General features: G+C 55.1%; 19 protein-coding genes. 11 read left to right on the plus strand and 8 right to left on the minus strand.

The window, feature by feature from the left end; genetic code table 11:
- Positions 1-2 precede the first annotated feature (2 nt).
- Positions 3-1,589: a hypothetical protein gene (locus TMES_RS02680; RefSeq protein ID WP_085579142.1), complete on the minus strand. Its 1,587-nt coding sequence runs from the start codon at positions 1,587-1,589 to the stop codon at positions 3-5.
- Positions 1,590-1,615: 26 nt separating this feature from the next.
- On the minus strand, positions 1,616-3,181 hold the full coding sequence (locus TMES_RS02685; RefSeq protein WP_158091175.1) for an OmpA family protein: 1,566 nt from the start codon (positions 3,179-3,181) through the stop codon (positions 1,616-1,618).
- 316 nt (positions 3,182-3,497) lie between these two features.
- Between TMES_RS02685 and TMES_RS02690 the strand changes: the two genes are divergently transcribed.
- The 6 genes from TMES_RS02690 to TMES_RS02715 all read left to right on the plus strand — a co-directional run bounded on the left by TMES_RS02690 (position 3,498) and on the right by TMES_RS02715 (position 9,172).
- Entirely contained in the window at positions 3,498-4,376 is an 879-nt protein-coding gene (locus TMES_RS02690) for an HpcH/HpaI aldolase/citrate lyase family protein (protein WP_085579146.1), read from the plus strand.
- A gap of 99 nt (positions 4,377-4,475) precedes the next feature.
- Positions 4,476-5,543 carry a MaoC family dehydratase gene (locus tag TMES_RS02695; protein ID WP_211275860.1) on the plus strand — a complete coding sequence of 356 codons (1,068 nt, stop codon included), beginning with the start codon at positions 4,476-4,478 and terminating at the stop codon, positions 5,541-5,543.
- Between the two features lie 230 nt (positions 5,544-5,773).
- On the plus strand, positions 5,774-6,154 hold the full coding sequence (gene sdhC, locus TMES_RS02700; protein ID WP_085579150.1) for a succinate dehydrogenase, cytochrome b556 subunit: 381 nt from the start codon (positions 5,774-5,776) through the stop codon (positions 6,152-6,154).
- 26 nt (positions 6,155-6,180) lie between these two features.
- A complete protein-coding gene (sdhD, locus tag TMES_RS02705; protein ID WP_085579152.1) occupies positions 6,181-6,564 on the plus strand; it encodes a succinate dehydrogenase, hydrophobic membrane anchor protein in 384 nt (127 codons plus the stop codon).
- Between the two features lie 3 nt (positions 6,565-6,567).
- A complete protein-coding gene (gene sdhA, locus TMES_RS02710; RefSeq protein ID WP_085579153.1) occupies positions 6,568-8,364 on the plus strand; it encodes a succinate dehydrogenase flavoprotein subunit in 1,797 nt (598 codons plus the stop codon).
- Positions 8,365-8,389: 25 nt separating this feature from the next.
- The gene (locus tag TMES_RS02715) at positions 8,390-9,172 is read left to right on the plus strand and encodes a succinate dehydrogenase iron-sulfur subunit (RefSeq protein ID WP_085579155.1); all 783 of its coding nucleotides are present in this window, start codon (positions 8,390-8,392) and stop codon (positions 9,170-9,172) included.
- Between the two features lie 127 nt (positions 9,173-9,299).
- Here the strand turns inward: TMES_RS02715 and TMES_RS02720 are convergent, their stop codons facing one another.
- Together TMES_RS02720 and TMES_RS02725 are read right to left on the minus strand one after the other, a co-directional pair.
- Complete coding sequence (locus TMES_RS02720) at positions 9,300-9,851, minus strand: NADPH-dependent FMN reductase (RefSeq protein ID WP_085579157.1); 552 nt, start codon at positions 9,849-9,851, stop codon at positions 9,300-9,302.
- A 407-nt stretch (positions 9,852-10,258) separates the two neighbouring features.
- Positions 10,259-11,764, minus strand: coding sequence for a jacalin-like lectin (locus TMES_RS02725; RefSeq protein ID WP_085579159.1), 1,506 nt, complete (start codon positions 11,762-11,764; stop codon positions 10,259-10,261).
- 419 nt (positions 11,765-12,183) lie between these two features.
- Here TMES_RS02725 and TMES_RS02730 point away from each other — a divergent pair, with 419 nt between their 5' ends.
- Entirely contained in the window at positions 12,184-12,954 is a 771-nt protein-coding gene (locus tag TMES_RS02730; protein ID WP_085579830.1) for a tetratricopeptide repeat protein, read from the plus strand.
- A 94-nt stretch (positions 12,955-13,048) separates the two neighbouring features.
- Here the strand turns inward: TMES_RS02730 and TMES_RS02735 are convergent, their stop codons facing one another.
- From TMES_RS02735 to puuE, 4 genes are all read right to left on the minus strand, one after another.
- Positions 13,049-13,570: an ureidoglycolate lyase gene (locus TMES_RS02735; protein WP_085579161.1), complete on the minus strand. Its 522-nt coding sequence runs from the start codon at positions 13,568-13,570 to the stop codon at positions 13,049-13,051.
- Positions 13,571-13,752: 182 nt separating this feature from the next.
- Positions 13,753-14,772 (minus strand): allantoicase, encoded by a 1,020-nt coding sequence (gene alc / locus TMES_RS02740; RefSeq protein WP_085579163.1) that lies wholly within the window; start codon positions 14,770-14,772, stop codon positions 13,753-13,755.
- A gap of 37 nt (positions 14,773-14,809) precedes the next feature.
- Entirely contained in the window at positions 14,810-15,367 is a 558-nt protein-coding gene (gene uraD, locus TMES_RS02745; protein ID WP_085579165.1) for a 2-oxo-4-hydroxy-4-carboxy-5-ureidoimidazoline decarboxylase, read from the minus strand.
- A 56-nt stretch (positions 15,368-15,423) separates the two neighbouring features.
- On the minus strand, positions 15,424-16,338 hold the full coding sequence (gene puuE / locus TMES_RS02750) for an allantoinase PuuE (protein WP_085579167.1): 915 nt from the start codon (positions 16,336-16,338) through the stop codon (positions 15,424-15,426).
- 402 nt (positions 16,339-16,740) lie between these two features.
- Here puuE and uraH point away from each other — a divergent pair, with 402 nt between their 5' ends.
- The 4 genes from uraH to xdhC are packed head-to-tail and all read left to right on the plus strand — an operon-like array spanning position 16,741 to position 22,163.
- Positions 16,741-17,094: a hydroxyisourate hydrolase gene (gene uraH / locus TMES_RS02755; RefSeq protein ID WP_085579169.1), complete on the plus strand. Its 354-nt coding sequence runs from the start codon at positions 16,741-16,743 to the stop codon at positions 17,092-17,094.
- Positions 17,095-17,102: 8 nt separating this feature from the next.
- Positions 17,103-18,590: a xanthine dehydrogenase small subunit gene (gene xdhA / locus TMES_RS02760; protein WP_342746301.1), complete on the plus strand. Its 1,488-nt coding sequence runs from the start codon at positions 17,103-17,105 to the stop codon at positions 18,588-18,590.
- Positions 18,583-21,024 carry a xanthine dehydrogenase molybdopterin binding subunit gene (gene xdhB / locus TMES_RS02765; RefSeq protein ID WP_085579173.1) on the plus strand — a complete coding sequence of 814 codons (2,442 nt, stop codon included), beginning with the start codon at positions 18,583-18,585 and terminating at the stop codon, positions 21,022-21,024. Before xdhA ends, xdhB begins: the two co-directional genes overlap by 8 nt.
- A 5-nt stretch (positions 21,025-21,029) precedes the next feature.
- Positions 21,030-22,163 (plus strand): xanthine dehydrogenase accessory protein XdhC, encoded by a 1,134-nt coding sequence (gene xdhC, locus TMES_RS02770; RefSeq protein ID WP_085579174.1) that lies wholly within the window; start codon positions 21,030-21,032, stop codon positions 22,161-22,163.
- The last annotated feature ends 68 nt before the right edge of the window (positions 22,164-22,231 follow it).

Here is a 22,231-nt window from a genome sequence, read left to right on the forward strand (position 1 = left end):
CATTAGTCTTCCAGGCCTTCTTCACGGCGCATTCGGGCATACATTTCTTCTTCGCTTTCAGCAGGTTTGGCCTGTTTTTCTGCTTCTTCGCGGGCTTTCTTTTCGGCTATTTCCTGTTTGATTTTGGCGCGCAGGCGCTGCTCCATCTGCTCGGTTGTTTCTGCCGGCTGCGACAGTGCTTCTGGTTCGGGCGTGGCAACAGGTGCCGGTGCGGGCCCTGATGCTGCTGCGCTTGCCGCAACGGCCGCGTCACGATGTTGCATTTCCATATTGCGGGTAACAGCTTCGCTGGCCTGACGTGCGCGATAGCTTTTATCTTCGCTCTGGTAATAATGCTCCATAAAGTTGCGGTCTGCGGAATATTGCAAAATGTCACGATGGGCCTTGTCAACGCCGGTGGTGGCGGCATGGTCGGTCAGGCGCGATTGCAGGTTGGTCAGGTGTTTTTGGGCAATCCTGGCAATGGCATCGCGTTTGCGCTCAAACCAGCTTTCATAGCCCGCCCGGCTTGAAAACTTGCCAATGATACGGCGGGCTTCGCTGCTTTCCTTGCCGGCAAACCCGGTTTTAAAACCAATGCCAATCCCCATGATCTGGATCAGAATAAACAGGGCTGCCAAAATGGCATAGGTCGAAAGGTTTGCCGCATCGCGGGCACCTTCGCGTTCTTTTGATGCCTTTGCATCGGCACTTTGCTGGGGCTGGGCCAGCAAATCGGGCAGGGCGTCATCGTTGGACATAAGGTCGCCCAGCGAAAAACTGTTATCGGGCGCCGGTGCGCCGGTGGTTTCGGCGGTTTTTTCCTGCTTGTAGGTTTCGTAACGCACATAGGTTGCCGTGCAGGCAACGCCGATGATGGCAATCACTGCAACAATCGTCCAGATCGGGGTGCCCTTGGTGACCGTTGCGTTGGTATCAAGACGATGCAGGATTTGCAGATAGGCCGGATCATGATCATCAAGATCATCGTTTTCCAGCGTTGTCTTGTTGGTGCGGCCCATCAGGTTGGGGCGGTCGGGGTTGCTGTCGTGATTCCACCATGTGCGGATTTTGCCAATCAGCCCGCGCTTGTGCAGTTCGTGACCGGCCTGATGGGTGAAAAATACCAGCACGCAGGAAATCAGAAAGGCAATGCCAAACGCGCCTTGCACCTGCAGCTTTTCGCTGGCCCCCGGAAGCGTATAGCCCGACAGCACATAGGCAAAACCAAGGGCCTCGATAAAGACCATGGCAATCAGCAACAGCCGCATGGCAATGCCCAGTTCGGTGCGGCCCAGTTCCTGGACCTTGCCAAGATAGCTTTTGGCCTTGTCATACATGTCCGGGTCGGCCGCAATTTTGCGAATATCGCCAGCAAAATCTTCGCACAGGGTCCGTTCCGAGGCGAACCAGCCGTCACGCCGGACATTCAGATCCTTGGACAGGCGGCGGGTTTTGCCAATAAGCGGCATGCTGTAAAATGTGCTTTTGGCAAACAGTTTCACCTCGTCCCACCAGTTTAAAAGCAAAATAACCAGCAAGATTGTCAGAACCACAATCGACACAAGTTCGCGATAGGCCATCACAAAGGCGTAAATTTCGTCAAGCATCGATCAATTCCCCCAATTCCCCAAAATCATTTTGCTTTTTCAAGGCTGATGTCACGGCCATAAACATGCCCGTCCCGGTCATAATAAATGCGTCCTTCTGCGGTGCCGAACGGGTCTTTACGTGAAAACAGCACATCCATGCAGCGCACAGGCCAGGCATCGGCATCCATAAACACTCGATACATCACGCCATCTGTCCCAAGATAGGACCGGGCATGGCCACTGGTTTTGATGGCCGGTTTCTGGTCGCCCTTTTTGTAGTTTTCAAATACGAAAACATCCGGGTCGCCATCAGTAGAACCGCCATTTTGCAAAACGGCAACCTTGGTCAGCCCCACCAGATGATGGTTAACCGTGTCGTGCCAACTGGTCGAATACAGCCCGGGTAAATAGTCGGCTGTTTCGTGAACCGGGCGGTCATTGGCAAGCGACATCACCGCCCCGACCGGGCGATAGGTGTCTTCTATGCAGGCAATATTAGTGGGAAGTGTTGTTTCCGATGCCTTGGCTGTCCCTAACGGCCAAAGCGATGACAGCATGCCTTCGTCTTCCTTATCTGGCAAACCGGCCTTGCCCGATAATGTGTTGGGCATATTTTCCGCAGGTTGGCCGCCAAAATCAATGCCATGGCCCGATTTCGCAACCAGATAGCCAGGTTTGGTCATGGCTTCCTGTGTGGTGGGGGCACTGGTATTGGCATTGCCCGTCGCTTTAGGCGCGGCTTTTGCGGGAGGGGCGGGTGTGGTGACTGGTTCGTCGGCGTCTGCAGGGGCCTGGTTGGCTTTTACGCGTTCGGGCAATGTCGGGTCGGTTTCGGTCTGGCTGGCAAAGGCCATGATGGCTTCGCGGGTTTCAAGCTCGATAATTTGCACGCGGCGATTTTGCGCTTTGCCTTTGTCGGTGGCGTTGCTGGCAATCGGTTGGTCTTCTCCGGCCCCCTTATAGAAAATGCGGCTTTTATCGACACCTTCCTGCTCGAAAATGCGGCCAACAGTGCGGGCGCGGCGCTGTGACAGGTCAAGGTTCAGTGCCCGGCTGCCGGTGCTGTCGGTGTGGCCAACAATCAGGATATTGCGGTCCGTTCCCCGGAAGGTGCCGGCAATTTTGTGCATATCGCTGTTGGCCGCCGTCGAAAGGCTGTCGTCGCCGCTGGCAAACATGCCACTGTTATCTAGCGTCACCAGCAAACCTTCTTCGGTTTTACTGGTGCTGGCATCGGGGTTGGCCCAGGTCGAGCCTGTCGGAACATTCACCCGCGCAATCCCCATTTTGGTTTCGCGCAGCTCCTTTTGCACCGCGGCAAGTTTCTCGCAGCGATTCATAAGGTAAGATTGCAGGCCTTTGCCTGCCAGCGCACCCAGGGCACCGCCGGCAACAAGAGTCTTGCCGCGGTTTTTACCGCCGACCAAAAGCCCCAGTCCCGCGCCAAGCAATGCGCCACCAATCACGTATCCGGCCTCGTTAAACTGGCAGGCCCCGTTTTGATCTGGTTGCACATTTAAAAAGGATGGTGTCTGCTGGCTGGCACATCCGGCCAGCAAGCTTGTTGTGCACAGTGCGGCAATTGTATTGCGAACGTGGTTCTTGCGCATGGGGTCCCCTGTTTCCGATGCCGGTCTGGCGGTGTCGGATATCATCATGATATCTTTTTACGAAGGCATTCCGGTCTTCGCAAGCTATGCAAAAGGCGATTGGGAAAATAAATACCCCGTTGAGGGGAAATCACTTTTTCAAACATAAGTAAAATTTGGTACGGCAGAGAGATTATACCATGCGCAATGCCTCTGCGCGTATGCCTTGTGGCGATATTATAAAAATACAACTTGCCGCGATGCAGCAATATTTGGTAATTTTGTTAAAGTTTGATCGTCTTATTTTATACTAAAGTTACAAATCAGAGGCTTTTAGATGGCTGTTTCATCGCGTCCGCGTCGATCCGTTTTATATATGCCCGGTTCCAATGCGCGGGCGCTGGAAAAGGGACGCACCCTTTTGGCCGACGGGCTGATTTTCGACATGGAAGATGCTGTTGCGCCCGACTCCAAAAAACTGGCGCGCGATCAGATCATTGCTGCCCTGGATGCGGGCGGGTTTGGCCCGCGTGAAATTCAGGTGCGGGTCAATGGCCTGAACACCCCGTGGGGATATGACGACATTGTTGCCACGGCGCGCAGCAAGGCCGATGCCATTTTGCTGCCCAAGGTCGAAAGCCCGGAAACCATTCAGCAGGTGGCTGCAATCATGCAGGCCGAAGGGGCGCACGAAAACATGCGCATCTGGTGCATGATGGAAACGCCGCTGGCGATGCTAAACGCCCGCGAAATTGCCGGCGCGCATCCGCTTTTGGGCGGATTTGTGATGGGCACATCCGATTTGGCCAAGGATTTGAACTGTGCCCACACAAGAGACCGCCTGCCGATGATCACAAGCCTTGGCCTGTGTATGCTGGCCGCGCGTGCCTATGATCTGGCCATTCTGGATGGTGTTCATTTGGATCTGTCTGACGATGAGGGTTTTGATGCATCCTGTGTGCAGGGCCGCGAACTGGGCTTTGATGGTAAAACCCTGATCCATCCCAAAACCATTGCTGCCGCCAATAAAGCCTTTGCGCCAAGCGAGACCGAGGTCGCCTGGGCGCGTAAAATTATTGCCGCGCACAAGGATGCCAGTGCCAAGGGGCAGGGGGTTGTGCTGGTTGATGGCAAGTTGATTGAAAACCTGCATGTGGTGAGTGCGCAGCGCCTGGTCGCCCTTGCCGATCAGATTGCCGCAATGGCAACGGCCTGAACTGTGTGGGCGCTTGCCCTGTAATGCAGGTGCCAAAATGGGGCGGGTTGGCCCAATGCGCTTGTGTATTGTGCCGCGAACAAGGAATTTTCCGTGATGATGTCCAAAAACAACCCCGGTAATTATTTCGAGGATTTCCGCCTGGGGCAGGTGTTGCGCCATGCCACTCCGCGCACCATAACCGCGGGCGACGTCGCGCTTTATACCGGGTTATATGGTCCGCGTTTTGCCGTTCAGTCATCGGCGGAATTTGCCAGCGCCATTGGGTTTCGCGGCGCCCCGGTTGATGATTTGCTGGTGTTTCACATGGTGTTTGGCAAAACCGTACCCGATGTGTCGTTAAATGCGGTGGCCAATCTGGGCTATGCCGGGGGCGTGTTTGGGGCGCCGGTTTATACCGGCGATACCGTTAGCACCGTTTCGCGCGTGATCGGCCTAAAGCAAAATTCAAACGGCAAAACCGGGGTGGTGTACGTTAATTCGGTCGGCTGTAACCAGCATGGCGAAATGGTGGTCGATTATAACCGCTGGGTCATGGTGCGCAAAAACAACCCTGATGCCCCAGCCCCTGACGCCATTGTGCCAGATCTGCCCGCAACGGTGGATGCCACCAGCTTTCGGGTGCCCGTCGGGCTTGATCTGACCGATTATGATGGTGAACTAGCCGGGTCGCCGCATTACTGGGATGATTATGCGATTGGTGAAAAGATTGACCATGTCGATGGCATGACGATTGAAGAAGCCGAACATCAGATCGCCACGCGGCTATATCAAAATACCGCCAAAGTCCATTTTGACCAGATCGCGGCCAATCAGGGCCGGTTTGGCAAACGCCTGATTTACGGTGGTCATGTCATGTCGCTGGCCCGGGCCTTGTCATTTAACGGGTTGGGCAATGCGTTTAAAATTGTGGCGATCAATGGCGGCAGCCACGCCAACCCGGCCTTTGCCGGTGATACGGTGTTTGCCTGGTCGGAAATTATCGACAAAATCAGCCTTGCCGGGCGTGATGATGTGGGCGCATTGCGCGTAAGGCTTGTTGCGATGCGCAACCACGGCGCGACGGATTTTTCACTGCGCGATGAGGCCGGAAAATATGACTCCGCCGTGTTGCTCGATTTTGACCATACTGTTTTGATCCCAAAGCGCAGTTTGTCCGTAAAATAACAAATTTCGCCGTTGTCCCTGTTTTGGGGCGTTCGCACATCATATATCTCCGACTAAGGGGGATATTGCCTTGCGTTCAACTATATGAAACAAAACTAAAGCAACAGTAGAAATGGCGTTAATTCGCAGATTTCTATGGTTTTCAAGGGCGTTGAGATTGACTTGCCCCCTCGGCGTGGGTAAATAATCCCTGCTTTCCCGCCAGCTATTTGAGAAGAGGCAATTCCGTTATGAGCAAAGCCAATCGGCCGCTGTCTCCCCACCTTCAGGTGTACAGGCTCCCGCTGACGGCCATAATGTCCATTTCGTTCCGCTTTATGGGCATTGGCCTTGCCATTGGTTTCGTATTCCTGGCGTCGTGGCTTATCGCTGCTGGCGCCGGTCGGGATACGTTCGAGGGCTATCAGGCATTTTTCACCTCGTGGTTTGGTCTGTTGCTGCTGTTCGGCTGGACAGTGGCGTTTTTCTATCACGCCTGCAACGGTGTCCGGCACCTCGTCTGGGATACCGGTCGCGGCCTGTCGAATGAAGGGGCGGCGAAGTCCAACCCGATCGTTCTTGGCGCGGCAGTCGTGCTGACCATCATCACCTGGATTATCGGTCTGGTTTGAGCCAGGCAAATGGGGACAAGGTTGTTATGAAGATGCAATCCGATCTGGGCCGTGTACGCGGCCTCGGTTCCGCTAAAAGCGGCTCTTCGCACTGGTGGGCGCAGCGCGTCACCGCTGCGGCGAACCTGCCGCTGGGACTTTGGTTTATCTATTCGATCCTTGCGGGCCACACTGCGTCATTTGATGCGGTTCACGCCTGGCTGAGCAGCTATTTCCATGCAACCATGATGGTCCTTCTGATCATTTCCGTTGCCTGGCATTTCGTTCTCGGCCTGCAAGTTGTAATCGAAGACTATGTGCATAACCGTAAAGCAGAAGTCGTTTCGATGTTGCTGATCCGTGCGCTGACGGCCTTTATGACCGTTGCGGCGATTATTTCGGTACTGCGAATCGTTTTTGCCGGAGCCTGAGCAATGACAGAATCCTACAAAATTATCGACCATAACTATGACGTCATCGTTATGGGTGCCGGTGGTGCCGGTTTGCGCGCCACACTGGGCACGGTCGAAGCCGGTTTGAAAACCGCCTGCATCACCAAGGTCTTCCCGACCCGCTCACACACTGTTGCCGCCCAGGGCGGTATTGGTGCCTCGCTGGGCAATATGTCGGAAGATCACTGGCAGTGGCACATGTATGACACCGTCAAGGGGTCAGACTGGCTGGGCGATCAGGATGCCATCGAATATATGTGCCGCAATGCGGTGCCCGCTGTTCATGAACTTGAACATTACGGCATGCCGTTTTCGCGTACCGCCGAAGGCAAAATTTACCAGCGCCCGTTTGGCGGTCACACCCGCGACCACGGCAAGGCCCCGGTAGAACGTGCCTGTGCGGCGGCTGACCGTACCGGTCACGCCATGTTGCATACCCTGTATCAACAGTGCCTGAAGCACAAAGCCGAGTTCTTTGTTGAATATGTCGCCCTCGACCTGATCATGGACGAAGACGGCACCTGCCGCGGTTTGATGGCATGGGATCTTGATACCGGCATCATGCACCGCTTTAACGCCAAGATGACCATTCTGGCATCGGGTGGTTATGGCCGTGCGTTCTTTAGCTGCACTTCGGCCCATACCTGCACCGGCGACGGCCATGGCATGGTGGCCCGTGCGGGCCTTGGCCTTCAGGATATGGAATTTGTTCAGTTCCACCCGACCGGCATTTATGGGTCGGGCTGCCTGATCACCGAAGGTGCGCGCGGCGAAGGCGGCTATCTGACCAACTCCGAAGGCGAACGTTTCATGGAACGTTATGCACCGACCGTGAAAGACCTGGCATCGCGTGACGTTGTTTCGCGCGGCATGGCCCAGGAAATTCGCGATGGTCGCGGTGTGGGTGAACATGGCGAATATATCCATTTGCATCTTGAGCATCTGGGCTCGGAAGTTTTGTGGGAACGCCTGCCGGGCATTACCGAAACAGCCAAGATTTTCGCCGGTGTTGATGCAACCAAAGAACCGATCCCGGTTCTGCCGACGGTCCATTATAACATGGGCGGCATTCCGACCAACTATAAGGGCGAAGTCCTTAACCCGACGGCTGATGACCCCAACCGTACGGTGCCGGGCCTGATGGCAGCGGGCGAAGCCGCCTGCGTGTCGGTTCATGGTGCCAACCGTCTGGGGACGAACTCGCTGCTCGATCTGGTGGTGTTTGGCCGCGCATGTGGCATGCATGCCGCCGAGGTTGTTGACCCGAAATCATCCTTCAAGGAAATCAAAGCCAGCGATGGCCAGATCGCCCTTGATCGCTTTGATCGTCTGCGCTGGGCCAAGGGTGCCCGTCCGACGGCGGAAATCCGCCTTGAAATGCAGAAGGTCATGCAGGGCAATTGCGGCGTGTTCCGTACCGCCGAAATCCTGGGGGAAGGCGTTGAAAAACTCTCCAAAACAGCAGCAACCCTGTCGGATGTTTCTGTTTCGGACCGTTCACTGATCTGGAACTCGGATCTGGTAGAAACCATGGAGCTGGAAAACCTGATGGTTTGCGCAGCATCGACCATGAATTCTGCCGAGGCGCGCCATGAATCCCGCGGGGCGCACGCGCACGAAGATTATCCCAAGCGCGATGACGAAGTCTGGATGAAGCATACGATTGCCAAGGTTGCCTGGGACAACAACTATGGCGTTGATCTCACCTATCGGCCGGTTAACAGCTTCACCCTTACCGACGAAGTTGAGTATATCGAGCCGAAGGAACGCGTGTATTAAGGCGCGGACAAAGAGGATTTGAGAGATGGCTGAATTCAAGCTTCCCGCCAATTCGGTCGTGCAGGACGGTAAATCGTTTTCTGCACCGGCGAATGCGAAGAATACCCGGAAATTCAAGATCTATCGTTATGATCCTGATTCCGGCGATAACCCGCGTACCGACACCTATGAACTTGACCTTGACGCCTGCGGACCGATGGTTCTCGACGCGCTGATCAAGATCAAGAACGAAGTTGATGCGACCCTGACATTCCGTCGTTCCTGCCGCGAAGGTATTTGCGGTTCGTGCGCGATGAATATTGATGGTCGCAATACGCTGGCATGCCTGAAACCGATCGGCGACATTAGCGGTGATGTCAAAATCTATCCGTTGCCGCATATGCCGGTCGTCAAGGATCTGGTGCCCGATCTGTCGCATCCCTATGCCCAGCTCGCCTCGATCGAGCCATGGTTAAAGGCCGACAGCCCGCCGCCGCCAGATGGCGAACGGTTGCAGTCGCGCGAAGAACGTCACAAACTTGACGGTCTGTGGGAATGCATCCTGTGCTTCTCGTGTTCGACCGCGTGCCCGTCTTACTGGTGGAACCCGGAACGTTATCTTGGCCCGGCCGTTCTGTTGCAGGCCTATCGCTGGCTTGCAGACTCGCGTGATGAATATACCGGCGAACGTCTTGATATGCTGGAAGATCCGTTCCGTCTGTATCGTTGCCACACGATCATGAACTGCACCAATACCTGCCCCAAGGGCCTGAACCCGGCCCTGGCGATTACCGAAATCAAAAAGATGATTGCGGAACGCGGCGCGTAAGCAAGGCAGAGCAAAAATTATCGCAAGTCATATTGCGCAAATTAAAAGCCGCCGGAAATTTTCCGGCGGCTTTTGTGTTTTGTTGGTCTCTTATTGCTCATCCCCAAAGAGAGCAAGGATGTGCAACTCAGGCTGACAGTTTTTCGGCAACATTAATAAAATTATCGATATAGGCCTGCAAGAACGCCCGGGTATCGTCAATGGCAATGCTGCCATCATCGGAAATCAGGTCGGGTTTGAACGCGATATAGGCTTCACCGCCCATCACCAGCCCGCCGAGAATGCCCATAATCTGGCGCAAATGCTGTTGGCCCACAGCGGTGCCAATGGCACCTGGCGACGTGCCGGTAATGGCGGTGGCTTTACCCTTCCAGACATTTTTGTCCATCGGCTTGGAACCCCAGTCGATGGCGTTTTTCAAAACAGCCGGGATCGATCTGTTATGTTCCGGGGTGACCAGCAATACCGCGTCGCATGCCGCAACTTCGGCGGTAAAACGGTTCACCGCATCGGGGCGGTTGCCTTCAAGGTCCATATTATACATCGGCAAATCATCGATCTTAACCAGCGACACCTCTACGCGATCCCCCGCCAGTTTGACCAGTGCATTGGCCAGCTTGCGATTGATTGAATCCTTGCGGTTGCTGCCAACGACGACAGCCAGCTTGATTGAAGCCATGTTTTTTCCTTTTGGGTTTCAGCCACAAACGCCGCATCGGTTTGCGGTGCGGCAAAATGAACGCAGGTCATTGTTTGTAATCTGTATATATCGGCAAATTGTATTTCCTCAAGGCGGTGCGCGCGTGTTTTTTGCTGTTCCCTGCACCGGTTTGCTTGCGGATCTCTCAATTGGTTTCGCGGGTAAGAATTTTACGACCTGCATCGCGTATTGGCGGTATTTCCAGTCGGATGCGGGTCTTAACTTTGCGCAATCTGAAACGTGCGCGGGCGGGGTACGCGTTGGAAACCCCGCCCGGCGCCGGAGTGAGGAGCCTTGGTGAACGGCTCCGGTCACCGAGGCTTGGTATGATATGGCCGCATTGAACGTTGCCGCGTTATCACCGGCAATTTCCTGTGCCAGATGGTTTAGCTATTTGACCATTTTGCCGTTTTGAAACCGCCAAACACAGCCCCTATCGCGTCAAGCTCCGATCCTGACCTTCCGGTAAAGCCAACAAGAAACATGCCGTCGGGAAATACGAAATCAAAGGCGCCACCCCCGCCGCCGCCGCCATCAAGTTTGGTGCCATTGGCCGCGGCAAAGGTCAGGTGATCGGTTTTTGACCCGGCACGCCCGGAAATGGCGGTTACCGGTACGGCAGCAGAAAGCTCCAGTGGGCCAACGGGGCTGCCGCCACCGCCGCCATGCACCTTTTGCCATTCATGGCCGGAGGCATCGGCGTAAGTAACCTTTAAGGCGTCAACCCGTTTCCCTGCTCGCAATTCAATCGCGGTAATGTGCGTGTGGTTGCTGATGCCGTTGATCGTGTCGACATCGTCAAAGGGGCTGCCGCCGCCGCCACCTTCGGTCTGGCTGTAGGAATAATAGGTCACCAGTTGCGGTGTACCCTGATCGAGTGCGGGCAGGGCCGGTTTTTCATAAGGTGTGACTGGATCGGTCAGATAGGCTTCCATCTGGGCTGCTATTTTGTCAAGGTCATCGCCGGTTTGAACATCTATATTGGCCAGTTTGGTGTCAAAATCCTGCCAGTCGAAATCGATGCCGCGATAAAACTCGTAGGTATCAATGATGCGGTCGGTCTGGTCTTGCAAATCGGAAAGGGCGGTTGCACTTGAGGTCAGGCCAACGGTGAATTCATCGCCGGTAAAATACAGCCGGTTGCGTTCAATTGCGTCATAGGCCTGATCAATAACCTTGGTGTAGCTCCAGATATCAAAGCTGTTAATCACCGGTGCATCAAGTGTCAGGGACGGAAAGGCAAGGGCATAGGCCACAAAATTGTCCTGTGTCGGCAGCGACGGGTTGCTGATGCCGGTCAGAACCTGTTTGAAGCTGTAACTGACCGTGGTGGAGTGGGTGAAACTGTCGAGCGACGTTTGCAGGCTGGCACTGGCGCTAACCCCGTCATAAATACCCGATGCCGACAATTCGGTATTAAGTGATTCCTGTTCTTCGCGCGACTGGCAATAAAAAACATAGGTGCCGTAATATTCACCGCCGGTATTGATGTTTTGTAAAAAGCAGTCGCCATAGGATTTAAAAAATTTGGTTGCTTCGGCATCATTGGTGGGGGTGGCAACGCTATCAAGCATTCTTAAATTGGATGTAATGCTTTCCGAGCTCAGCGTTTTAGATGCCGAAACCATGATAACGGTGCTGTAAGTGGTGATTTCCTGGCTGTGATAATAGTCCACCTTGGTCGATCCAGAAGCAACGGGACCATAACTTGCGGTAAGGGATGCCTGGATTTCCATGCTGGTTGCAACTTTTTCGGCACTGCTGGTCACAATGACATCAACCGAAGACCGCGCACCCGATTTGGTGGTGTCGCCTGTCACCGCCTGTAAATATGTTTTACCTGAAACGGTGCTGTAGCCCTGAAAAAGTGTCGATGGATTATTACTGGCCATTCAAGCCTCCTGAATTAATACGAATTTAATCGTATTCCAGTTGTTTGTTTTAGACACGTTATAATTTTAAGTTGCCGGTTTTGGCGTTATATTTTTAAAACCTGTTATTAAATGACATTAATGTTTTCATGGGGGAGGTGCCCTTAAATGATCGCAACCGGGCGCTGTGTTGGTTGTGGCGCAGCGATGACAAAGGGCGCGATCTGTATGTGAACGATGGTGACGTTGATAATGATATAATCAGCGGGTTAAAACAGGGGGATTTCAAACCGGAGGTTCCGGCATATTCCGACTTGTCGGTGGGGGATTGCTTTGGGGGCAAACCCGTTAATGCATTACGCCTTGTTTTTGCTATGATCAGGAACCGGCCCGGCATCGGGGTATGGCACCAGAATGTTCCAAAGGGGAGATTGCAGACCATGACGATTATTTTCCGACATGTCATTGTCAGTATGGCGTTTCTGGGGCTTGTCGCCTGCGGCGATACGGCACCGAAATGGGAACCCCAGGACATGATGGGCGGCCCCGCCGAACAGACAAGCCTGGATACGGCCTACGCCCGGATGGTCGATTTCAAGGCCACGGCAACCGATGACAGCGGCAAGGCATTTTACGCTGGGCCCAACGCCACGGTGGTTGGGGCCGGGCAACAGGCACTGGCCCTGTGCCAAAACGGCGGCGGGGCGAATTGCAAGGTATCGCGGCTGGGTCTGACCTCGATTGAGGGGCTGAACTCGCAAGGTGTGGCCGATGTGATTAAATCTTACAGCGACACCCTGACGGCAGAAGCCGCACAGGCCGCCAAAGCCGGAAATATCGAAGCCGCGAACTGGCTGGCCTATCATTATGCCACACGGGGTGAAAACCTGGCGGAGGCCGAAAGGCTGATTAAAATGGCCATGCAGGTGCAGCCCGAAAACCCGTCAATACAGGATACCTATGGTCTGATCCTGTATAAACAGGGCGATTACGCTGCCGCCGAAGAAGCCCTGATCAAGGCCAATAAAGCCGCCCCGATTGCCGAACATCTGGCCCATTTTGCCGATAATGCCGTGGCAATGGGCAAACGCGATATGGCACGGGTGGCCTATCAGCGTGCCATGAATGCCAATCCCGATCCCGTTTTGTCACAGCATATTCAAAAGCAGCTTTTAGCCCTTGATATGGGGGCAGGTGCCGCACAGCAATAAGCGGGCCCTGCAAAACAACCGGTGCTGTTAAGCGGCCATGTCGGCTGGGGGGATTTGCGCAAATCTGCCTTGGTGGGGGCGCCGCATCCTTCGTTTAGGCTGTTTTGCGGCGCGGCCAGTCCAGGCTGATCGGCACACCGTCAATATCACCCATTTTCACTTCGTTCAGGTTATTGCCGGGGCCCGCGCGATCAATAATCAGAAATTCGCTGTCAGGTTCCAGCACCAGAAGCGGGTGGTGCCAAACGCCTTTGTCATAGGTAATCCCCTGTTTGCCATTGGTGACAAAGGCGCGCAAATCGCCTGCCTTGGGCAGGTCGCTGGCCGGGGCCACGACAATTAAAAACTTTTGCCCCTGCATGGGCACAAACGCCTGTGACCCCAACGGGTGGCGTTCCATCATGGCTATGCGGATTGGCAGGGGGCGCGGATTGCCCTGAAATATGCTGATAATTGGACGTCCGCCTTCCTCGCTGGCATCGATACCGGAAATATCGTGATAGCGCGTGGTCGTCCCCTGATTAATCCCAAAGGATTCGCGTGCGGTTTCCGTGCTGATCACGTCACCAAAATCGGTAAAAGCTTCCGGCGTAAGCGGTTCGACAGTCAATTTCATTTTTACCCCCTGTGGTTCGGCGCTGTTGTTCCAAATCTGGTTGATCAAAGCCGATCAACCAGATCCTTAATCGGCGGGCGGGCTCATCAAGCCCTTGCCAATTACGGCATAAGCCGCGCGACGCGGTCACGCCGTACCCGGTCTTCATCGGCCGCTTTGGGAAGACCGGGTATTGATGAAAATCAGGGCCGGGCTGGTTTTCCAAGAATACGAATGCGGCTGATGCCGCCATCCGGGATTGAATTGATGCGCAAATGCGACACAGGCCCGCGCACGGTAATGGCAGCCCCGCCAAATTCGTGAATGCGGTCAGCCTGCATTTTTTGTTCCGGCAACACGGTTTGCCAGAACATCGAGCGCGCAATAATCGACTTGTCCTTTTCGCCCTCCACATAGGCCCCCTGAATGGAAACACGGTCGGGGAAATTGCCTTTGAAATGGCAGGTATCAATGACGATTTTGTCGATCTCGCCGGGATGGCCCAGTTCGATAATCAGCCATTCATTGCCCGGTTCGCGCCGGCGGCTGGTTTCCCAGCCATCGCCCATATTAATGCCGCGCCCCGGTGCCATTACTACATTGGGGTTGCCATAATGCGCGTCAGACCATGCAACGGCGATGCCGCCATTGATCATGGCTGCTAAATCCACCTGTTCGCCCTGCTGGGCCATCTGGCTCCAGTCGCGGTCGGGGCGGCCATAAACGCGCAGCCGCGCAATGCCGCCATCGGGGTAAATATGTAAACGCACATGGGTAAATACCCCGTCATTATGGGCATCGGCGTAATGATGCGCACTGGCTCCTAAGCCTTGCGGGGCGACAATTTCGCTCCAGGTTGCGGTGTCATCGGGGTCGCCGTCGGGGCAAAAACAGGCCTCAAGCGATGCGGCAGGCGGGAAATTGCCAGTGAAATGGCTGGTGTCGATATCGACACCATAAATCTTGCACGATGTTGCCAGTCGCACGACGGCGTAATCGTGCCCTTCCACCCGTTTGCGGCGGCTTTCCCAGCCATCCATCCATTTGCCGTTATCGTCGTATTTGTCGGGGTAAAAAACCGCCGGGGCCGATTGCAACATGCGTTGTTTGTCGGCGAAAAAATCGTCGGTGGCAAAAACGGCAACCGCGCCAAGGCGCGCGTCGGCCATATTGACAAAACGACGGGTAAATTCGGGGGCGGTATCGTTGCTGGAATGGCTCATTGGTTTGCGTCCTGCTGATAAGGGTGCTGTGCCACGCTTACAGGGCCTGCAAGCGCAATAATGCGATGCGGTGAACCTGTTGCAGGGCTTCGTTAAATTCGGTGTCGATATCGTTTTTCACCCGGCGCTCAAACGCGGCCAGAATGTCGGTACGATGAAACCCTGTTACCGCAAAAATAAACGGAAAACCGAACTTGCCCTTATAGACATCATTAAGGGTGGAAAATCGCACAAGTTCATCTTCGCTGCATTGATCTAACCCCGCGCCTTGCTGTTCACCCCGCGATGATGCGGTTAAATCGGCCAGGGCGAGTTTACCGGCAAGGTCGGGATGGGCACGCAACAGCGCCATTTTTTCATCGCGTGTGGCGCGTTCCACAATAACCTGCATCGCACTTGCCAGTTTTTCCGGGCTATCAAGGGCCGGGCTGATGCCGTCGTCCACCAGCCGTTCGGCAATCCAGGGCGAATGTTCGTAAACACCGCCATATAAATTAACAAACGACTTTGCCGCCAGCGTGCTGGGCGGGGTTGTGACAAACAGCGATGTTTTTTCATCCGGCCCGGTGGCCGTGGAAACGGTGTTTTCAGTCATCTCGAACGTTCCTGTAAATCAGGTAAAGGCGCGCTTTGCGATTGGCACCTTGTTGTTTAACCCGCAAACGGGTGGTGTTCACGCCAGTGGCGGGCAATGTCGATGCGCCGTGCAAACCACACATCATCATGGCTGCGCACATAATCGACAAAGCGTTTCAGGGCGGCAAAGCGCCCCGGGCGGCCGACAAGGCGGCAATGCAAACCGACGGACAGCATTTTGGGGGTATGGACGCCTTCTTCATACAAGGTGTCGAAACTGTCTTTTAAATACTGGTAATATTGCTCGCCGGAATTAAAGCCCTGCATGGCGGCAAAGCGCATATCGTTGACATCAAGCGTATAGGGCACAATCAGGTGCGGGCTTTCGGTCTGGGTGCTCCAGAACGGCAATTCGTCGCTGTAATCATCGGCGTCATACAGGAAGCCGCCTTCTTCGGCGACAAGGCGACGAGTATTGGGGCTGGTGCGGCCCGTATACCAGCCCAGCGGGCGTTCCCCGGTGACATTTTTGATAATATCAATCGCCTGATGCAAATGATCACGTTCAACATTTTCATCCACATACTGGTAATCGATCCAGCGCAGGCCATGCGAACAAATTTCGTGCCCGTCTTTCATCGCAATTTCGCCAACCTGGGGCTGGCGGGCAAGGGCCATGGCCACGGCAAACAGGGTGATGGGAATTTCACGTTCACGAAACAGGCTCAATATTCGCCACACCCCGACGCGCGATCCGTATTCATAGATCGATTCCATGCTCATATGGCGCACGCCGTGGCGCGCATCGGCCCCGACCATTTCGGACAAAAAGGCTTCCGATGCGGCGTCCCCGTGCAGGATGCAGTTTTCCCCGCCTTCCTCGTAATTCAGCACAAACTGCACCGCAATGCGGGCCTTGTTCGGCCAGTTGGCATGGGGCGGGTTTGCGCCATAACCGATCAGGTCGCGCGCATAGGGGGTATCGGTCATCTTTGCCTCCAGATCGTTTAATCCCGGTTTGGTTCGTCGGGTTATTTGGTGTAGCATTAACCATTGGCTGCGGTGCAGCAAGGAAATCCGGCACGTGTCTGGCGGGAAACTTTCAAGCGGGTCTTAAAAATATTACCCCCGGCCGATGGCTTGAAGATAGGCCAAAGACGCGGCCATCAAGGTGTTTTCGGTGCTTTGTGCCGGTGTCTCGGTATTCTTTTTCAAAGAATTATTGATATAGTTTCACGTTATCGCCTCTTTCCTGAATGCCTGTTGCAGTGCGACCTTTTTAAAAACGTCATAAAGAAACCGGCTTAACCCTTAAAAACACAAACAGGCCGGATCAGAGAGGCAGGCGGGCAACCGCTAAAATTATCGATTCAGTGACATAGGAGGCCCGTCATGGGGCGCTTGACGACACATGTGCTCGATACGGCACGCGGCTGCCCGGCTGGCGGTATTCGCATTGAATTGCACCGCTTTGACGGCGGGCATGATGACCGTGTCGCCATGGCGGTGACAAATGCCGATGGCCGCACCGATGCACCGTTGCTTGAAGGTAAAACCTTTCGTCCGGGTAAATATGAACTGGTGTTTTGTGCCGGTGATTATTTCGATGCGGCTGGCTATGATTTGCCAGACCCGAAATTCCTTGATCAGGTGGTAATCCGCTTTGGAATTTCAGAGTCGGACGCGCATTATCATGTGCCGCTTTTGTTATCGCCGTTTGGCTATTCCACCTATCGCGGCAGTTAAGAAAGACGATGACAGATATGCGAAGCGATATCCGCTTTTTGCTGGGCAATGAAGACCGCCGGATCGGCAATATTGATCCGCAAACCACTGTGTTGAATTATCTGCGCCTGAACGAGCATAAATTCGGCACCAAAGAAGGCTGTGCCGAGGGCGATTGTGGTGCGTGTACCATTGTGCTGGGCGAGGTCGATGAGGCGGCAGCGGGCGGCATGTCGTATCGCACAGTTAATGCCTGCATTCAGTTCGTGCCGACACTGGATGGCAAACAGCTTTTAACTGTCGAACATTTAAAATCAGCCGATGGCAGTTTGCATCCGGTCCAGCAGGCAATGGTGGATAACCACGGGTCGCAATGCGGCTTTTGCACGCCGGGCTTTGTCATGAGCCTGTATAAAATCTGGCTGGATGGCGGCGAGGAGGAACGGGGCGCAATTAATGACGCGCTGGCGGGCAATCTGTGCCGCTGTACCGGCTATGGGCCGATTATCGAGGCTGCTCGCCAATCTGGCGGTGCTGCAATAAATGATACCATTGAACAATCACGCCGTTGGGATGTTGCGAGCCGCCTTAAAGGCTTGATCGGTGACGATGGCGGGTTAAGCCTGAGCCACGAAAGCGGGCGTTATTTTGCCCCGCGCAGCAGTGATGAACTGGCGCAGCTTCTGATCACCCATCCCGACGCCGTTATTTTGGCAGGTGGCACCGATGTGGGCCTGTGGGTGACCAAACATCTGATGCGCCTTGACCCGATTATTTATATAGGCGATGTCGCCGACCTGAAACAGGTTGAACAGATTGGCAGTGACCTCCATATCGGGGCTGGTGCCACCTATAGCGCCGCGCACGATGCGTTGGGTGCCGTTGCCGCTGATATTGGCGAGTTAATCCGCCGTATCGGCTCGCGGCAAATTCGCAATGCGGGGACCGTGGGTGGCAATATCGCTAATGGATCGCCGATTGGCGATACCCCGCCCGCCCTTATTGCGCTGGGCGCACGCATTGTGCTGCGTATGGGCGATGTGCGGCGCGACATTGCGCTGGAAGACTTTTTCATCACCTATGGCAAGCAGGACCGTGCCAAGGGTGAGTTTGTGGAAAAAATTATTGTGCCGCAGCCGGGCGCACAAACGCAGTTCAAGGCATGGAAAATTTCCAAACGGTTTGATCAGGATATTACCGCTGTTTTGGGGGCCTTTGCCATCACACTGGAAAACGGCGTGATCCGCGATATCCGCGTGGCCTTTGGTGGCATGGCTGGCACCCCGATGCGAGCCAAAAAATGCGAAGCTGCTTTGATGGGGCAGCCATGGAATGATGCAACATTGAATGCCGCGCGGCGGGCACTGGCAGATGATTTTAAACCGATGACGGACATGCGGGCATCGGGCGAATATCGCATGTTGGTGGCGCAAAACCTGCTGAGCAAACTGTTTATCGAAACCACACAACCCGGCGTGGCCACCCGCCTTGTCGGGAAGGCAGCAGCACATGCTTGATAAAGCTGAAACTACCGATCTGATTGCGCCAACACCGGGCCTGACTGGCGGTGTTCGATCTGCCAGCAAGCACGATAGCGGCCCCAAACACGTTACCGGCGAAGCCGTTTATATCGACGATATTGTCGAACCTTATGGCACGCTTCATTTGGCCCCGGGGGCTGCCACCATTGCGCATGGCAAAATCATTAAAATGGATTTGTCCAAGGTACGTTCGGCACCGGGGGTGGTTTGTGTGCTAACGGCGGATGATATTCCCGGAACCAATGACGTTTCCCCGGCGCATACCCATGACGAGCCGGTGTTGCCCGATGGCATTGTACAGTTTTATGGCCAGCCGATATTTTGTGTGGCGGCCGAAACGCGCGAACAGGCACGGGCAGCCACCAAACTGGCCGACATTGAATATGAAGAACTGCCCGCCATTCTGTCTATTGACGATGCGATGGCACAAAAATCCTATGTTGCCGAACCCCATGTGATGAAACGGGGCGATAGTGCAAGCGCGCTTGCGTCTGCCCCGCACCGCCATGCGTCGCGCATGGTGATTGGCGGGCAGGACCATTTTTACCTTGAAGGGCATATTTCCTTCGCTATTCCGCAGGAAGATGGCGACGTTTTTATTCATTGCTCCACCCAGCATCCGTCCGAGGTGCAGCACAATATTGCCAATGTGCTGGGCCGCCCGGCCAATGCGGTGACGGTGGAGGTGCGGCGTATGGGCGGCGGCTTTGGCGGCAAGGAAACCCAGTCCATGCAATGGGCCGCCCTGGCATCCATCGTGGCGGTAAAAACCGGTCGCCCCGCCAAAATGCGGCTGGACCGCGATGACGACATGATCATGACCGGAAAACGGCATGACTTTATTGTCGATTACGATGTTGGCTTTGACGATAGCGGGCGCATCTGTGGCGCAGATATTCAATATGCAGCCAATTGCGGTTTTAGTGCTGATTTGTCATCTGCGATTGCGGATCGTGCCATGTTCCACACCGATAATGCCTATTATCTGGGCGATGTCGAAATCCGGTCCTATCGGTGTAAAACCAACCTTGTGTCCAACACCGCCTTTCGCGGCTTTGGCGGGCCGCAGGGCATGGTGGTGATTGAGCGCATTATCGATGAAATCGCGATGACGCTGGGTTTAGACCCGCTGGATGTGCGCATTGCCAATTATTATGGCGACGAAGGGCGCAATATGACGCCCTATTACATGCCGGTCGAAGATAACGTCCTGCCTGAACTTACCCGCGATTTGCTGGCAAGTTCCGATTATCGTAAGCGCCGGGCCGAAATAGATGCCTTTAATGCCCAAAGCCCGGTGATCAAGCGCGGTATTGCCATGACCCCGGTTAAATTCGGCATTTCCTTTACCACCACCTTTCTTAATCAGGCCGGGGCTTTGGTCCATGTCTATCAGGATGGATCGGTGCATCTCAACCATGGTGGCACTGAAATGGGCCAGGGCCTGTTTATCAAGGTTGCCCAGGTCGTGGCCGAGGAATTCCAGATCGACCTTGAACACATCAAAATCACTGCCACCAATACCGGCAAGGTGCCCAATACATCGGCCACGGCGGCATCATCGGGGGCGGATATGAACGGCATGGCGGCGCGCAATGCCGCGCGGACCATCAAGGACCGGTTAATTGTGTTTGCGGCGGCGCATTACAAGGTTGCTGCTGCCGAAATTCGTTTTGTACCGGGCCGCGTCATTGTCGGGGATGTTGCTGATATCAGCTTTGCCGAACTGGTCAAACTGGCCTATCTGGGCCGAGTATCCCTGTCGGCAACCGGTTATTATGCCACCCCGAAAATCCATTATGACCGCGAAACAGCATCGGGTCGCCCGTTTTTCTATTTTGCCTATGGCATGGCGTGCAGCGAAGTCATGATCGATACCCTGACCGGCGAAAACAAGGTCACACGGGTTGATATTTTGCACGATGTTGGCCAGTCGCTAAACCCGGCGATTGACCGGGGACAGATTGAAGGCGGCTTTATTCAAGGCATGGGGTGGCTAACCGCCGAGGAATTATGGTGGGATGATGCCGGGCGTATTCGTACCCACGCGCCCTCAACCTATAAAATCCCCGCCTGTTCAGACCGCCCCGAAGATTTCCGCATGGAACTGTGGTCATCCGGACGCAATGTTGAAAAATCCATCCATCGTTCAAAGGCGGTGGGCGAACCGCCTTTGATGCTGGCAATTTCGGTGCATCGTGCCCTTGCCCATGCCGTGGCATCGGTGGCGCAGGGTAAAATCGTTCCGGCCCTGAACACCCCGGCAACACCCGAAGCCATTTTACGGGCGGTGTTGCGCTTTGCCGATGACACCGTGCATATCGCCCGATCTGATAGCAATGACCGGCAGCCAAAGGGCGCGCGTAGTGCCGCGATGGCCGGGGTTAGCGCGCCACAGGCGGGGGCATAACCGACATGGATGCGTCTTCCACCCGCCCTTCCGCCTCGTGCCTGGCTGTGTCGCTGGACCCGTCATCATGGATCGGTTTGTTGCAAACAAACGCCCCGATGATGATGGTTAGCATTGCCGATATTGCTGGGTCCACCCCGCGCGAAGCCGGGGCGTTTATGGTTATTTCAGCCGCCGATGTGATGGGCACGGTGGGCGGTGGTAACCTTGAACATCAACTGACCCGCAAGGCGCGCGACTGGCTGGCGCAAGATGCCGTGCCAATGGCGCAATTCATGCGCTTTCCGCTGGGGCCGTCGCTGGGGCAATGCTGCGGCGGGTCGGTTCAGGTGGCATTTCATGCGCTAACCGCACAGCGCAGGGCGTCTCTGTTGCAAGGCATTATGGCCTTGCATGGCGGGCAGGGCGGGCCAGGGCAGGGCGTAGCGCCGGTCTGGTTGTTGCTGCCTTCGGATCAAAATCCCGATGGTGATTTTAGTGTTGTGTCTGGCGATAATGCGCCGTTTCTGGCAGCACAGTTTGGCAATTTGCGCGGCGGGATGCTGGCAAATAACGGCGTATCTGCCGGGTTGGCAGGTGTTTCACATCCTTCTGGGGCCTTGGCGGTGCGCCTTGATGACGGGGCAACACCGCTATGGTTGTTTGGGGCCGGGCATGTCGGGGCGGCGATTGCGCGCGCGCTTGCGCCCTTGCCGTTCAACCTTCACTGGGTCGATTCGCGGGCCGATTATATCGACCATCTTGAAACATCGCACCTGCACCCGATACACAGCCCCAACCCGTGGGAGGAAATCGCCGATTTGCCCGCCGGGGCACTGGTGCTGATTTTAACCCATTCCCACGCCGAGGATTTTGAAATTTGCCGGGCGGCCTTGTTGCGCGCCGATCTTGGCTTTGTTGGCATGATCGGCAGTGCCACCAAACGCGCGCGTTTTGTCGCACGGATGCGGGCGCGCGCTGTGCCCGATGCAGCCCTGGCGCGCCTGAGCTGCCCGATTGGCGTTGCCGGTATCACCGGCAAGCATCCCGCAGTGATTGCGGCATCGGTAGCCGCCCAGCTGGTGGGATTGCGCGAAAACATGCAGGTTCAAAGTGGAACGCAGCCAGAAAACAAGACCCGCCAGTTTGGCAGGAATTAACAACCATATAAAATACCCGTCGTGCTGAAAAGCAGTCGCGCAGGGTGGCATAAATAACATCCCGGTCC

This window comes from Thalassospira mesophila (genome assembly GCF_002115755.1).
In the GTDB taxonomy this organism is placed as follows: domain Bacteria; phylum Pseudomonadota; class Alphaproteobacteria; order Rhodospirillales; family Thalassospiraceae; genus Thalassospira; species Thalassospira mesophila.

Excerpts from the sequence above, each read along its gene's own strand:
- TMES_RS02735 (WP_085579161.1), bottom strand. The coding sequence starts at position 13,570 with ATGAAATTGACTGTCGAACCGCTTACGCCGGAAGCTTTTACCGATTTT.
- sdhC (WP_085579150.1), top strand. The coding sequence starts at position 5,774 with ATGAGCAAAGCCAATCGGCCGCTGTCTCCCCACCTTCAGGTGTACAGG.
- xdhB (WP_085579173.1), top strand. The coding sequence starts at position 18,583 with ATGCTTGATAAAGCTGAAACTACCGATCTGATTGCGCCAACACCGGGC.
- TMES_RS02725 (WP_085579159.1), bottom strand. The coding sequence starts at position 11,764 with ATGGCCAGTAATAATCCATCGACACTTTTTCAGGGCTACAGCACCGTT.
- puuE (WP_085579167.1), bottom strand. The coding sequence starts at position 16,338 with ATGACCGATACCCCCTATGCGCGCGACCTGATCGGTTATGGCGCAAAC.
- xdhC (WP_085579174.1), top strand. The coding sequence starts at position 21,030 with ATGGATGCGTCTTCCACCCGCCCTTCCGCCTCGTGCCTGGCTGTGTCG.
- sdhA (WP_085579153.1), top strand. The coding sequence starts at position 6,568 with ATGACAGAATCCTACAAAATTATCGACCATAACTATGACGTCATCGTT.
- xdhA (WP_342746301.1), top strand. The coding sequence starts at position 17,103 with ATGACAGATATGCGAAGCGATATCCGCTTTTTGCTGGGCAATGAAGAC.
- TMES_RS02730 (WP_085579830.1), top strand. The coding sequence starts at position 12,184 with ATGACGATTATTTTCCGACATGTCATTGTCAGTATGGCGTTTCTGGGG.
- sdhD (WP_085579152.1), top strand. The coding sequence starts at position 6,181 with ATGAAGATGCAATCCGATCTGGGCCGTGTACGCGGCCTCGGTTCCGCT.
- TMES_RS02690 (WP_085579146.1), top strand. The coding sequence starts at position 3,498 with ATGGCTGTTTCATCGCGTCCGCGTCGATCCGTTTTATATATGCCCGGT.
- uraH (WP_085579169.1), top strand. The coding sequence starts at position 16,741 with ATGGGGCGCTTGACGACACATGTGCTCGATACGGCACGCGGCTGCCCG.
- TMES_RS02715 (WP_085579155.1), top strand. The coding sequence starts at position 8,390 with ATGGCTGAATTCAAGCTTCCCGCCAATTCGGTCGTGCAGGACGGTAAA.
- TMES_RS02685 (WP_158091175.1), bottom strand. The coding sequence starts at position 3,181 with ATGCGCAAGAACCACGTTCGCAATACAATTGCCGCACTGTGCACAACA.
- uraD (WP_085579165.1), bottom strand. The coding sequence starts at position 15,367 with ATGACTGAAAACACCGTTTCCACGGCCACCGGGCCGGATGAAAAAACA.
- alc (WP_085579163.1), bottom strand. The coding sequence starts at position 14,772 with ATGAGCCATTCCAGCAACGATACCGCCCCCGAATTTACCCGTCGTTTT.
- TMES_RS02680 (WP_085579142.1), bottom strand. The coding sequence starts at position 1,589 with ATGCTTGACGAAATTTACGCCTTTGTGATGGCCTATCGCGAACTTGTG.
- TMES_RS02720 (WP_085579157.1), bottom strand. The coding sequence starts at position 9,851 with ATGGCTTCAATCAAGCTGGCTGTCGTCGTTGGCAGCAACCGCAAGGAT.
- TMES_RS02695 (WP_211275860.1), top strand. The coding sequence starts at position 4,476 with ATGTCCAAAAACAACCCCGGTAATTATTTCGAGGATTTCCGCCTGGGG.